Source organism: Methylobacterium sp. Leaf118 (assembly GCF_920984675.1).
Lineage (GTDB): Bacteria > Pseudomonadota > Alphaproteobacteria > Rhizobiales > Beijerinckiaceae > Methylobacterium.
In genome coordinates, this window is record NZ_CAKLBV010000093.1 from 1 (window position 1) to 12,653 (window position 12,653).

The window sequence follows — 12,653 nt, forward strand, 5'->3', positions numbered from 1 at the left end:
AGGCGGCGACGCGTGCCGGTCAGGCCCGGGAGGCCGTGGCCGCCGGGCGCGCGACGCTGGTCGAGGCCCGCGCAGCCTTGCAGGAGCGGGCCGACGCCCTGGCCGAGAACCGCGCCCTGCGCGCCGCGCTGCTCGGCGGGGAGCCGACCGACCGTCACCGCGACCGGGTCGTGGCGGCCCGCGCCGCGCGCCGGGCCGAACGCGACCGCTGCGACGGGGTGCGCCGGCTTGCGGCCGAAGCCTCGGTCCACGCCCAAGCCGCCCTCGCCCATGCGCGCACGCAGCACGAGCGGGCGGTGAGCGCCCGCGAGACGGCGCGGCAGGCCTTCCACGCGGCCTGCGCCCCGCAGACACCTCAGGCGGTGGCCGCCCTCCTCGCCGAGACGCCGGAAACTCGGATTGCCCTTCGCGCAGCGCAGGATCGGCGCCTGCGGGAGCGCGAGGCCGCCGCGGCCGCCCTGGCGACCCGGCGGGCCGATTTCGAGGCCCTCTCGATCGGCGCCCCTGTCGATGTGCCGGCGACGGAGGCCGCCACGGTGGCGGTCGGCGAGCGGTTGGGCATCGCCCAGCAGCGCCTCGGCGCCCTCGACGCGGAGCTCGCCCGGGACGACGCCGCGCGCCGTCAGGCCGCCGGCCTCGCCGCGGAGGTGGAGGCGGCCCGCGCGACACTCGCGGTCTGGGAGGCGGTCGACGCTGCCGTGGGCTCGGCCTCGGGCGACCGGTTCCGGCGCTTCGCGCAGGGCATCACCCTGGAGCACCTCGTCCGCCTCGCCAACGACCAGCTCCGGACCCTGAGCCCGCGCTATCGGCTCGCCCGGGGCCGCACCGCCGACCTCGCCCTCCACGTGATCGATCGCGACATGGGAGACGAAATGCGCGCCACCCGCAGCCTCTCGGGCGGCGAGCGCTTCCTCGTCTCCCTGGCGCTGGCGCTGGCGCTGTCCGGGCTGGAAGGGCGGCAGGCCTTCGTCGACACGCTGTTCATCGACGAGGGCTTCGGCTCCCTCGATGCCGAGACCCTCGACCTCGCCGTGGATGCCCTCGAGACCTTGCAGGGCAGTGGCCGGAAGGTCGGCGTCATCACCCATGTGGCCGGGATGATGGAGCGCATCGCCGTGCAGGTGCGGGTGGAAAAGCGCGGCGGCGGCCGCAGCGTCGTCCGGGTGGTCGATCGCGGCGCTGCCTTCTCCTGAGGCACGGCCCGATCCTGCCCGCATCCTGAGCAAAAGCTGCCCGACGCGGCGCCAGACTGGGCCGGAAGCCCCTCATTCGCCTCTGGATGCCCCTCGATGGCACCCCGGGCACGGCTTGGCACGCGGGCTGCATTGATCCGAACGATGCTGCCCCGCGGCAGCGAGCGGGGCAACGGCGCCTCGCGATGCGGACGGCGCTTGTCCGACGATCTCCCCGCATGAGCGGCCGAGCCCCGGATCTGTCCGACCGGCGCGGCCGAACGATCACGAGCACGCCGATGGCTTCCTTCAAAACCGTGATGAAGTCGGGCCACCCCCCGACCCTGTTCGCCGCGTTCCTCTACTTCGATTTCTGCTTCGCGATCTGGGTGCTGAACGGCGCGATGGGCCCGTTCATCACCGAGACCTACGGCCTGAGCCCGGCCCAGACCGGGTTCATGATCTCCCTGCCGATCCTGGCCGGCGCCATCATGCGGTTCCCGCTCGGCGTCCTCGCCCAGTATATCGGCCGCAAGAACGCCGCCTTGACCGAGATGGGCGTGATCGTCCTGGCAATGGCCTACGGCTTCTTCTTCGTCTCGTCCTACAACGACGTGCTCGCCATGGGCGTGCTGCTCGGCATTGCCGGCGCCTCCTTCGGCGTCGCCCTCTCCCTCGGCTCGGGCTGGTTCCCGCCGGAGCACAAGGGCCTCGCGATGGGCATCGCAGGCGCCGGTAATTCCGGCACCGTGCTGGCCGTCCTGTTCGCCCCGCCCCTGGCCCAGGCCTATGGCTGGCAGGCGGTCTACGGCTTTGCCGGCATCGTCATGATCGTGCCGATCCTCGTCATGATCTTCCTCGCCAAGGAGCCGCCGGATCTCCACGGGCAGAGCTTCAAGGACCACATCTCCTGCCTGTTCACCAAGGACGGCTGGGCCTTCTCGCTGATCTACATCATCACCTTCGGCGGCTTCATCGGCCTGTCGAACTTCCTGCCGACCTTCTTCTACGAGCAGTTCTCGGTCACCAAGGTCGAGGCCGGTCGCCTGACCATGCTGGCGGCCCTGATGGGTTCGGCCATCCGCATCGCCGGCGGCTATTTCGCCGATCGGATGGGCGGCATCCTCGTCCTGTCCATCGTCCTGCTGGCGGCCATCGGCTCGTTCCTGGCCCTGACGGCGACGCCCTCGCTCGTCATGACGACGATCCTGTTCATGCTCTGCTTCGCTGCCCTCGGGGCCGGCAACGGCGCGCTGTTCCAGCTCGTACCCCTGCGCTGGCCGACCAACACGGCGGTGGCCGGCTCGATGATCGGCGAAGTCGGCGCGCTCGGCGGGGCGATCCTGCCGAACGTGATGGGCCTGTCCAAGCAGTATGCCGGCGGCTTCGGCCCGGGCTTCGTGGCCTACGCGATCTTCGCGGGCGTGGTGCTCGGCTGCCTGTTCCTGTGGCAGCGGAAATGGGTCGGCGCCTGGGTCGGTCCGCGCGGCAAGGTGCTCGATCAGCCGACCGATGAGCAGGTCCGCGCCACCGGCCGGATGGAACCGGCGACGGTCTGATCCGGTCTCCTTCGACCCGCTCAAACAATCGTCCCGGACCATCGCATCCGGGACGATGGTTTGCGTTCTCGAGAGGGGGCAGCGTTCTCTCGAAGGCCGGCCTCCGCCCCTTGGACCGACGCGTGGAAAGGGGGGGGCCCGTGGCTCCCGCATCCGTTCGGCCGCCCTGCCCTACAGGGGCTCGGTCGACACCGTCGCGAAGGTCAGGAGATCGACGCCCGCCGCACCGCCACGCAGCAGCGCCCGGGCGGCGGCGTTTCCGGTGGCACCGCTGGTGGTCACGTCATCCACGAGAAGGATTCGCCGTCCGGCGATCCTCGGACGGGCCGTGTCGGGCACCCGAAAGGCCCCCTGGAGATTGAGAGCGCGCTGGTTGCGGGTGAGCCCGACCTGCGGCCGAGTCGCCCGGACCCGGGCCAGCGCCTGCGGGGCGCAGGGCTTCTCAGTGATTCGCCCGACCGCCCGAGCCAGAAGAGCCGATTGGTTGAAGCGCCGCCGCCACAGGCGCATCGGGTGCAGGGGCACGGGCACGATGAGATCGGTCTCGGCAATGAGGTCCCGGCCGGCGGAGGCCATCATCCGCGCCATGGCCGCAGCGAGATCGAGCCGATCCCCATATTTCAGGCGATGGACGAGATCGCGCGCCGTGCCGTCATAGAGGGCGACCGCACGCGCCCGACCGTAGACCGGCGGTTCGGCGATCGCGCGGGGCGACAGCAGCGTACCGACGCCGATGTCGAGCGCGAACGGGGTCCCGAGCCGCTCGCAGAAGGGCCGCTCGATCAGGCGCAGCCCGCTCCAACAGGCGGCGCAGAGGGCGTGGGGCTCAGCCGTCGCCGCCCCGCAACCGGTGCAGGTCGGCGGATAGACGAGCCCCAGCGCCGCCGCGGCGGCCTCGCGCAGCCTTCCCCGGAAACCGGGGAACCGCGCGGTCAGCATGGAGGGCCGATCAGCGGCTGGTGGGCGCGTCGCCGTTCTGCTGGCTCTGCGTCTTGTCCCGCTTGTTCGCCTCGTGGCGACCGATCACGCAGCCCGCCGCGGCGCCCGCCAGACCGTGTCCGGCCATATGTCCGGCGATCCCGCCGACGGCGGCGCCCTTCAGGCAGCCCTTCGCCTCGGCAGCCCCCGCCAACGTGACGGCGGCCAGGATCAGGCCGGCACGAATCATGATCCGGGTCATGTGAACCTCCTTGATCGACGGGGCAAAAACGGCCTCGTTCCGGTTCGGTTCCCCGCCGCTTTGCCGCATACGGAAATCCGACGAGGCCGCGCCCGCGAACAGCTGGCATCGGGCGTGTCGATGCCCCATCTGCCTCTGTGATGAGCGATCCCGCCCCCCTTTTCGACACGGCGCTCGCCCGCCGCCGGCTCGCCCGCGCCCGGGGGGCCGGCTATGCCGGTTTCCTGATGGCCCGGCTCGTCGAGGATGTCGAAGACCGCCTCGCCGCCGTCACGCGATCCTTCCCGCTGGCCCTCGATCTCGGCACCCCGGTCGGGGATCTGGGGCATCGCCTTCGCGCGACCGGCCGCGTCGATCGTCTGGTGCGGCTCGGTCCCCTCCCGGGCGCCGATGCGGACCTCGTCGGCGATCCCGAAGCCCTGCCGTTCGGCCCCGGCGCCGGCTTCGATCTCGCGGTCTCGGCGCTCGCCCTCCAGCACGTCAACGATCTGCCCGGCGTGCTGGTGCAGGTGCGCCGCGCGCTCAAACCCGACGGGCTGTTCCTCGGCTGCCTGCTCGGCGGTGCGACCCTGACCGAGTTGCGCCAGGCCTTCCTTCAGGCGGAGAGCGAGACCGAGGGGGGCGTAAGCCCGCGGGTGGCACCCTTCGCCGAATTGCGCGACCTCGGCGGGCTGATGCAGCGGGCGGGCTTCGCCCTGCCGGTGGTCGATGCGGACACGATCCGGGTGCGCTACGCCGACCCGTTCGCGCTGATGCGCGACCTGAGGGCGATGGGCCTCACCAACGTGCTGCACGACCGCCGCCGGACGCCGCTGCGGCGCGCCACCCTGTTGCGCGCCGCAGCGCTCTATGCGGAACGCTTCTCCGATCCGGACGGGCGGCTGCGCGCGACCTTCGAGGTGTTGTGGCTGTCCGGCTGGGCGCCGCATGAGAGCCAGCAGAAGCCGCTGCGCCCCGGCAGCGCCAAGACCCGCCTCGCGGACGCGCTCGGCACCGCCGAGCACCGGTTGACCCCGGACACGGAAGAGGCGCCGGACACGGGAGGGACGCCATGAGGGAGCCGGGTCCGCATCACCGGATCACGATCACGGGGCATGACGGGCTGGTGCGGGTACGGGCGAACGGCCGGATCATCGCCGAGACGCGGCGCGCTCTGAGACTGAGTGAGGCGGGCTATCCGCCCGTCCTCTACATTCCCCGCGCGGACGTGGCGGAGGCCTTGTGCCGACCAAGCCCGAAGCGGAGCTTCTGCCCTTACAAGGGCGAGGCGCGTTACTTTGGTCTCGAGGGCGGGATCGCGGAGATCGCCTGGAGCTACGAGGCCCCGTTCCCCGCCGTCGCGCGCATCCGCGGCCACCTCGCCTTCGATCCGGATCGGGTCGAGGCCATCGAGGCTTAGCCAGCCTCACGTTTCCACCAGCGCCCAGAACCCGTATTTCCGTCCATGCGCCCGGCGGAGGCCCGCGACATAGGCGGCGTGGTCCGGCTTGAGGCTGCCGGGCTCAATCTCCTCGGCGAGCGCGGCGAGCCGGGCGAGGTCGCGGGCGGCGTGACCGTAGGCGTTCGAGCGGGCGCGTTCGAGGATGTCGTCGATCAGGGCGCGGTAGAGGACGCTGGCGGCGAGCGGGTGGTCGGGCTCCAGCGCCTCCGCGGCGGGTGCCAGCACCGCCCAGTCGCGGCCCGACCAGTCCGCGCGCCGATCGAGGACCAGCCGGGCGGCCCGGTCGAGATCCGGCCAGACCAGCAGGAAGTGGAGCCCGTGCGACGCCTCCTTGCGCCCGGCGGCGAGGGCGAAGGCGCGCTCCAGCGCCTCCTCGTCCTCGAAATCCGGCAGCCGGGCGAGATAGTCCCGCAGCGCCTGCGGATCGAGAAGGCGCTCGAACCGGTCCCACCGCAGGGCCTGCGCCTCCTCGATACGCCCGAGGGCATCGAGAATGCGGATTTCGAGGTTGGTTTCCTCTCGCACCGGCCCGTCGAGGACGAGGGTGCCGTCGATGAACGCCCCTCGGGTCAGCGCGACGATGCCGGGCTTGGGCTTGCGGCGGATCCAGTCGAGCGCCTCCTCGGCCCGGCCGGCCGCCAGCAGGCGCTCGGCCACGGCGGCGAGGTCGGGGCGATCCGGAGAGGTTCCGGTCTCCAAGGCGATGAAGGCGTCGACGTCGCCGCGGGCATCGGCCACCGCCTGTCGCAGCTTGTTGAGCCGCAGGCGATGGTAGCGCCGCTCCCACTCGCCCTCGGCCGCTGCGAACGCCGCGCGGCCGGACGTCTTGGTGGGCTTGGGCAGGGCGGCGAGTCTCTCGGCCAGCGTCTCATCGAGGGCATCGAGCCCCTCGCCCGGAAGCTGGGGAACGAGGGCGTCGAGCAGGTTGCCGACCAACCCGTAGCCGTCCCGTTCGAGATGGGCGATGGCGCCGATCGCGAAGCGCTCCGCTGCGCCGGGGGGCAGGCTTCCCGCGAGCCCGGCGGCCGCCTCCGCCGCCCGTTCGTACACTCCGTGGACCTGCCCGCTCGAATCGTCGACCCGCTCCAGCGTCGAATCCGCCGTCAGCAGGAATCGCAACAGCCGCTCGAGGGCCATGCCGGCATCAAGGGGCTTCAGATCGGACAGGACGGTCGTCACGGTGGCGTCGAGATCGGCCGCGAAGGCCTTGCGCTTCTGCCAGTCGATGTAGCCCCGCGCCTTCTCAAGGGCGGCGAGGCGCCGGTCGATCACCGCCGCCACGGTGTCGGGACCCTGGAGCGCGGCGAGGGCCGCCGTGACGCGCTTCTTGAAGGTTGGACTCTGGGCCACCTCCTCGAGGATGAGGGCGATCAACCGCTCCGGGCTCAGGCCCGCCAGGGTCTCGATCGAAGGCACGGTGCTCCGCGACTTGCGCGGCTTCGGGGCTGGTTTTTTCGCGACGGGTTTCTTGGCGGCGGTTTCCGGAGATGTGTCCGCCGCGGCCTTCGCCCGTATCGCCATGGTCCCGCTCCTCGCCTGCCCGTCAGGGGCCGAGCAGATCGATCAGGAACGGAATCAGCGGCAGGTCGGCCGGCGGCATCGGCAGATCGCGCAACGCGCCCGGACGCTGCCAACGGAGAGCCTGGCCCTCCCGCGATTGCGGATTCCCCTCCCAGCGCCGGCAGATATAGAGCGGCATCAGCAGGTGGAAATCCGGGTAGGCGTGGCTCGCGAAGGTCAGCGGTGCCAGGCAGGGCTCGCGCACCGTGATGCCGAGTTCCTCCGCCAGCTCGCGGATCAGGGTCTCCTCGGGGCGCTCGCCCGCCTCGACCTTGCCGCCGGGAAACTCCCAGAGGCCGGCCAGCGTCTTGCCCTCGGGCCGTTGGGCCATGAGGACGCGCCCGTCGGCATCGACGAGCGCCGCCGCCACGACGAGAACGAGACGGATCGGGCCCAGGCTCATCGGGCGATCGCGAAGACGGCCTCGACTTCCGCGGCCGACTCGATGCTGCCGGCCTCGATCGGGACCGCCGCCCGTCCCCGCGGCGCCGCAGCCTTGGCCATGGCGTAGGGCATCGGGCGCGACGACTCGGTCCGCGGCGGCGAGGTGATCGCGACGGCCGGCCCGAGCCGCACGCCTGCGGCTTCGGCGAGGCGCTCGGCCTGGGCGCGGGCGTCCCGCATGGCGGCGCCCTGCACGGCGGCCTCGGCCGCGGCCGGGTCGCGCAGGCCGAAGGCGACGCCCTCGATCCGGTTGGCCCCGGAATCGAGGGCCCGGCGCAGCAATTCGCCGAGCTTGCCCATGTCGGCCAGCCGCACCCGCACCCGGTTGCCCGCGGCGTAGCCGTCGGGTTGCTCGCGGATCTCGCCGTCGGCCCCGCGCACGGATTTGGTGCGGGCCTCGAGCGTCAGCGAGGTCGTGCCGATATCGGCCTCCGGAACGCCCATCTCCTTCGCCGTGGCGACCACGCCCCGGGCAGCCCGGCTCGCCGCGTCGAGCGCCGCGGCCGGGGTCGCGCCCCGACTCACCACGCCGACCTCGACGGAGGCGAAGTCAGGCGCGCTCTCGCTCTGCGCCCGGCCGATGACGCGGATGCGGCCTTCGTCGTCGGCCCGGGCGGGCGGGCCGAGCACGAGGGGAACGGCGGCGAGAAAGGCGGCGGCGAGGGCCTGTTTCACGAGCGGTAATCTCCGTTGATCTCGACATAGGCCTTGGTGAGATCGCAGGTCCAGACGCGGGCGCGGCCCTCGCCGAGGCCGAGATCGACCCGCACGGTGATCTCGGGCGCGCGCATGACGGCGCTCGCCGCCTCCTCGCTATAGGCGGGATCGCGGGCGCCCTGGAACGCCACGCGCACGTCGCCGAACCAGATCGCGAGACGGTCGCGGTCGGCCGGCTCGCCCGCCTTGCCGACCGCCATGACCACGCGGCCCCAATTGGCATCCTCGCCGGCGACGGCGGTCTTCACCAGCGGCGAGTTGGCGATGGAGAGGGCGATGCGGTGGGCGGAGGCGTCGCTCTCGGCGCCCTCGACCACGACGGTGACGAGCTTGCGCGCGCCCTCGCCGTCGCGGGCGACGAGCTGAGCCAGCTCGATCAGCAGATCATCGAGCGCCGCGCGGAAGGCGTCGAGGCGCGGATCGTCGGACCGTTCGATGGTCTCGTTGCCGGCCGCCGCGGTGGCGAAGAGCAGCAGCGTGTCCGAGGTCGAGGTGTCCCCGTCGACGGTCACGCAATTGAACGAGGTCCGCGTGCCCGCGCTGAGGAGCGCCTGGAGGACCGGCTGCGGCAGGGCCGCATCGGTGAACACGAAGGCCAGCATCGTGGCCATGTCGGGGGCGATCATGCCGGCGCCCTTGGCGATGCCGTTGATCGTCACCGGCGTGCCGCCGATCTCGGCCGTCCGGGTCGCGAGCTTGGGGAAGGTGTCCGTCGTCATGATGGCTCGGGCCGCCGCGGCCCAGGCCTCCGCGCCGGGCTTCGCCCGCGCTGCACAATCCGCCAGGACGCCCTCGAACTTGCGGGCGTCGAGGGGCTCGCCGATCACGCCGGTGGAGGCGATCATCACGGCCTCGGGCGCGCAGTGCGCGGCGCGGCCCGCGATCTCGGCCGTCAGCGACACGGCCTCGCGCCCCTTCACGCCGGTGAAGGCGTTGGCGTTGCCGGAATTGACGACGAGCGCCCGGGCGCCGGCCCCCGCCTCGAGGGCGGCCCGGCACCAGTCGACCGGTGCCGAGGGACAGCGCGAGCGGGTGAAGACGCCGGCCACCTGCGTATCCGCGTCGAGGCCGACATAGAGCACGTCGGTGCGGCCCGAATAGCGGATCCCGGCCTGGGCGGTGGCCAGGCGAACGCCGGGCACGGCCGGGAGGGAGGGCGTGGTCGCGGGGGCGAGCGGCGAGATTTCCGTGGATGACATCGGTTCGTCGGCTCCGGTCTGGCCCGCGGCCCCTGCCGGCGGGCGGACGAAGGGGGCGCCCTCGCACGCGGACGCGACACGGGCATGAAGCCCGGGCCGCCGGCCGCTCTGTTGCGCTGCCGGAGGCTCCCGTCAACACAGAGGCGGCGCGCGCCCGCACCGCGCCCGGGCGGGACGGCCTCCCCACAGCAAGATATTGCACCGCACGCGAAATGGGCTTGAACCGCGAAGGCTGTCTGTTAGTCTCCCCGCATGCAGAGCAGGCAGGAATATACCGGTACCAAGACCTTCCGCGATGCCGCTTGCGTCGCCAGTCCCATGTTTGCCTCCAGTCCCCAGCGGGGATGTTACGGTGTTCAGGTCCTCGTGGCCGGCCGGAACAAGCGGTGGCGGGATGACATCAGCGCGGAGATCCGTCGCGCCGGCTTCTGTGCGACGACGGTCGATTCGGCGGTCGACGCCCTCACGGTTTTGGTGCTCGGCATTCCGGTCGACGTTCTCGTGACGGATGCCGATTTGCACGGGACGCTCGACAGCGCGCAGCTCGCCGCCGAGGCCCGCGCTTTGCGGCCCAATCTTGGAATCGTTCTGGCCTGCGACGGGCGGTTGTCCGGATCCCGCGACACGATTCCTCCGGACGTCATCCTGATGCCGCGGCACGGAGACGAGATGTCCCTCGCGGCCACCTTGCGCGAGGCTCTGTCCCTTCGGGCCTGACCTGCGGTCCCTGCAGCCGGACGCGGGCCCGCGACGATCGGGACCGTACCCATGCGGCGGTGATCCATGGCACGCTGCGGCGCGCTCACTGGAGATCGCCCGATGCCGATACGCCGCCGCGACTGCCTCGCGATGCTCGCCGCGATGACGGCGGGGGGCGCCCGTGCCGAGAACGCCGACCCCGTGAAGGCCACGTCCTTCGCGTTCGACAAGCCGGAGGGCGGCAGCCTTCCCCTCGCTGCGTTCGCGGGCAAGCCGGTCCTCGTGGTCAACACCGCCACCGCCTGCGGCTACGCCCCGCAATTTGCCGGTCTCCAGGGTCTGTGGACTCGCTTCGGAGAGCGCGGCCTGACCGTGATCGCGGTGCCCTCACCCGATTTCGGCAACCAGGAGCCCCTCGATGGCGCCGCCATCGCGGACGCCGCGCGCAAGAATCACGGCGTGACCTTCCCGGTGGCCGAGAAGACCCATGTGCGCGGGCCTTCGGCGCATCCGTTCTATCGCTGGGCGGCGGAGCGCAAGCCCGGTCAGACCCCGCAATGGAACTTCCACAAATACCTCATCGGTCGCGACGGCGAGTTGCGGGCCGCCTTCGCCACTCAGGTCGATCCGAGCGATCCGCGCATCGTCAGCGCCATCGTGGCGGAGCTAGGCGCGGCCTGAGGGTCCGCTACTCGGCAGCCGCGAGGGCGCGGGCGCGGTCCTGCCGGGTCATCGCGAAAAAGCCGAAAGCCGCGGCGACGATGACCGAGCCGAAGGCGGCGGCGACCGCGAGCACGAGGCCGAAGCCGCCCCGTCCGTGCAGCAGCGCGATCAGCGGCACGACGAAGCCGGCGACCGTAAATCCCAGGAAGTAGCGCACGCTGTAGGCCCGGGCCCGGTAGGCCGGTGGCACGTAGCGGGCCACCATCGCGTCGTTGATGACCACCTGCCCATAGAGCGCGGCCATGGTCAGCACGAGGCCGAGCAGCAGCGGCAGGCCCGTGCTCACGGCGGCGAGGCCGAGCCCCACCGGCTGCAGCACCGACAACCCGAGGAAGAGCGTCGGCAGGCTGAAACGGTCGATCAGGCGCCCCATCAGCAATTGGGTCAGGGCGCCGAACACGAAGACGAGGGTCGCGAGCGAACCGATCAGCGCGAGCGGCAGCCCGCTGCCGACGCCCTCGTCCACGACCTTGGGCAGGGCGATGGTCGTGATGTTGAAAGTCATGCCGCCGGCCACGATGGCGACCGCGAAGACGGCGAGCAGCGGCAGCGGACGCGACACCGCAATCAGTGCGCCGCTGCCCGAGCGGGCGCCCGTCCCCTCCCCGTCGCTGGGCACGAAGGCCAGGAAGGCCGCGCCGCAGGCGAGGCAGAACAGGCCCGGAACCAGGAAGGCCGCCTGCCAGCCGAACCCCGCCGCCAGAAAGGCGGTCACGCCCGAGGCGGCGGCCGCACCGAAATTCCCCCAGACCCCGTTGATGCCGAGGTCGCGCCCGAGGCGGCGGGCATGGGTCACCAGCATGGTCGAACCGACCGGATGGTAGATCGCGGAGGCGAGACCGAGAACGCAGAGCCACACCGCGAAGGCCGTCGGGCTCGTCGCGCTCGCCACACCGAGGCAGGACAGGCCGTAGCCGAAGAAGAAGATCGCCAGCATCCTGCGCCGCCCGAACCGGTCGGCGAGCCAGCCCATCGGCAGCGAGCACAGGCCGAAGGCTACGAAGGCTCCGGTCGCGAGGCCGATCAGCTCGCCGTAGCCGTGCCCCGTCTGCGCCGCGATGGCCAGAACGGCGGTCGGGTAGATCAGCAGCACGTAATGGTCGAGGGCGTGCGCCACGTTCACGAAGCGCAGGGTGCGGCGGGACAGGGTGTCGGCGTCCATCGGGGGCCTCTCCGTGGGTCTCCATTCCTCTACATGACCCGTTGAACGGTGTCGGGCCGAAGGTGTACGCGAACGGGCCAGAGATCGGGTGGGAAACGGCTCCGATGCGCTCCATCCGGGCGGAGGATTACCAAGAGGTCCCGCGGGCGGTCGCGGTGATGCCCAAGACCTTCGTCGCGGGCAGCCGCACGGCGCTGCATGTCCATCCCCGAGCCCAGCTGCTCTACGCCACCGCCGGCCTCATGATGGCGACCGCGCAGGACGGGACCTGGGTCGTGCCGGAAGGCCACGCGCTGTGGATCCCGCCCGGTCTGCCCCACGCGGTGGCGATGCACGGGGCCGTCGCGATGTGCTCGGCCTATCTCGCGGTGGAGGCGATCGCTGATTTTCCCGTCCGCGCCCGGGTCATCGAGGTCTCGTCCCTCCTCGCCGCGGCGCTTGTCGCCCTCACGCGGGAGCCGGTGCTCTACGACGAGACCGGACGCGGCGGGCATCTCGCGGCCCTCGTCCTCGACGAGATCCGGCGCGCCTCCGAGACGCGGCTGACCCTGCCGCTGCCGGGCGACGAGCGCCTGCGCAAGGTCTGCCTCGGCCTGATCGACGATCCTGCCGCCGGCTTCGACCTCGACCGCTGGGCCGAGCAGGCCGGCCTCAGCCGCCGCACCCTCACCCGGGGCTTCCGCCGCGAGACCGGGCTCAGCTTCGGGCAGTGGCGGGCCCGGGCCCGGGTGGTGCGCGCCCTGGCGCTCGCCGCCGACGGCCAGGCCCCGCGCCAGATCGCGGCGGCGGTCGGCTAT

14 protein-coding genes are annotated in these 12,653 nt (G+C 72.0%); 7 read left to right on the top strand and 7 right to left on the bottom strand.

Annotated elements, in window-relative coordinates; all coding sequences use genetic code 11:
- Both LW587_RS22605 and LW587_RS22610 read left to right on the top strand, forming a co-directional pair.
- Positions 1-1,193, top strand: a 1,193-nt coding sequence (locus LW587_RS22605) for an SbcC/MukB-like Walker B domain-containing protein (protein ID WP_269780366.1), incomplete at its 5' end; no start/stop codon positions are given.
- 278 nt (positions 1,194-1,471) lie between these two features.
- Entirely contained in the window at positions 1,472-2,731 is a 1,260-nt protein-coding gene (locus tag LW587_RS22610) for an MFS transporter (protein WP_232631836.1), read from the top strand.
- Positions 2,732-2,902: 171 nt separating this feature from the next.
- On the opposite strand, the gene LW587_RS22615 is transcribed toward LW587_RS22610, so the two are convergent.
- Together LW587_RS22615 and LW587_RS22620 are read right to left on the bottom strand one after the other, a co-directional pair.
- On the bottom strand, positions 2,903-3,670 hold the full coding sequence (locus LW587_RS22615; RefSeq protein ID WP_232631837.1) for a ComF family protein: 768 nt from the start codon (positions 3,668-3,670) through the stop codon (positions 2,903-2,905).
- 10 nt (positions 3,671-3,680) lie between these two features.
- Positions 3,681-3,911, bottom strand: a complete 231-nt coding sequence (locus tag LW587_RS22620) for a hypothetical protein (protein WP_232631838.1) — start codon at positions 3,909-3,911, stop codon at positions 3,681-3,683.
- Positions 3,912-4,051: 140 nt separating this feature from the next.
- On the opposite strand from LW587_RS22620, the gene LW587_RS22625 reads away from it, so the two are divergent.
- Positions 4,052-4,966: a methyltransferase domain-containing protein gene (locus tag LW587_RS22625; protein WP_232631839.1), complete on the top strand. Its 915-nt coding sequence runs from the start codon at positions 4,052-4,054 to the stop codon at positions 4,964-4,966.
- A complete protein-coding gene (locus LW587_RS22630; RefSeq protein ID WP_232631840.1) occupies positions 4,963-5,310 on the top strand; it encodes a DUF427 domain-containing protein in 348 nt (115 codons plus the stop codon). The genes LW587_RS22625 and LW587_RS22630 overlap by 4 nt, the downstream gene beginning before the upstream one ends.
- 6 nt (positions 5,311-5,316) lie before the next feature.
- Here the strand turns inward: LW587_RS22630 and LW587_RS22635 are convergent, their stop codons facing one another.
- The 4 genes from LW587_RS22635 to argJ are packed head-to-tail and all read right to left on the bottom strand — an operon-like array spanning position 5,317 to position 9,272.
- Positions 5,317-6,873: a DUF6880 family protein gene (locus LW587_RS22635; RefSeq protein WP_232631841.1), complete on the bottom strand. Its 1,557-nt coding sequence runs from the start codon at positions 6,871-6,873 to the stop codon at positions 5,317-5,319.
- Positions 6,874-6,895: 22 nt separating this feature from the next.
- Positions 6,896-7,315: a (deoxy)nucleoside triphosphate pyrophosphohydrolase gene (locus tag LW587_RS22640; RefSeq protein WP_269780367.1), complete on the bottom strand. Its 420-nt coding sequence runs from the start codon at positions 7,313-7,315 to the stop codon at positions 6,896-6,898.
- Positions 7,312-8,031 carry an SIMPL domain-containing protein gene (locus LW587_RS22645; protein ID WP_232631842.1) on the bottom strand — a complete coding sequence of 240 codons (720 nt, stop codon included), beginning with the start codon at positions 8,029-8,031 and terminating at the stop codon, positions 7,312-7,314. The genes LW587_RS22640 and LW587_RS22645 overlap by 4 nt, the downstream gene beginning before the upstream one ends.
- Complete coding sequence (gene argJ, locus LW587_RS22650; protein ID WP_232631843.1) at positions 8,028-9,272, bottom strand: bifunctional glutamate N-acetyltransferase/amino-acid acetyltransferase ArgJ; 1,245 nt, start codon at positions 9,270-9,272, stop codon at positions 8,028-8,030. The genes LW587_RS22645 and argJ overlap by 4 nt, the downstream gene beginning before the upstream one ends.
- 252 nt (positions 9,273-9,524) lie before the next feature.
- On the opposite strand from argJ, the gene LW587_RS22655 reads away from it, so the two are divergent.
- Positions 9,525-9,989, top strand: a complete 465-nt coding sequence (locus tag LW587_RS22655; protein WP_442919189.1) for a histidine kinase — start codon at positions 9,525-9,527, stop codon at positions 9,987-9,989.
- A gap of 102 nt (positions 9,990-10,091) precedes the next feature.
- Positions 10,092-10,652 (top strand): glutathione peroxidase, encoded by a 561-nt coding sequence (locus LW587_RS22660; protein WP_232631844.1) that lies wholly within the window; start codon positions 10,092-10,094, stop codon positions 10,650-10,652.
- 7 nt (positions 10,653-10,659) lie between these two features.
- Here the strand turns inward: LW587_RS22660 and LW587_RS22665 are convergent, their stop codons facing one another.
- A complete protein-coding gene (locus LW587_RS22665; protein ID WP_232631845.1) occupies positions 10,660-11,856 on the bottom strand; it encodes an MFS transporter in 1,197 nt (398 codons plus the stop codon).
- 104 nt (positions 11,857-11,960) lie between these two features.
- On the opposite strand from LW587_RS22665, the gene LW587_RS22670 reads away from it, so the two are divergent.
- On the top strand, positions 11,961-12,653 hold a 693-nt coding region (locus LW587_RS22670), incomplete at its 3' end, for a helix-turn-helix domain-containing protein (RefSeq protein WP_232631846.1).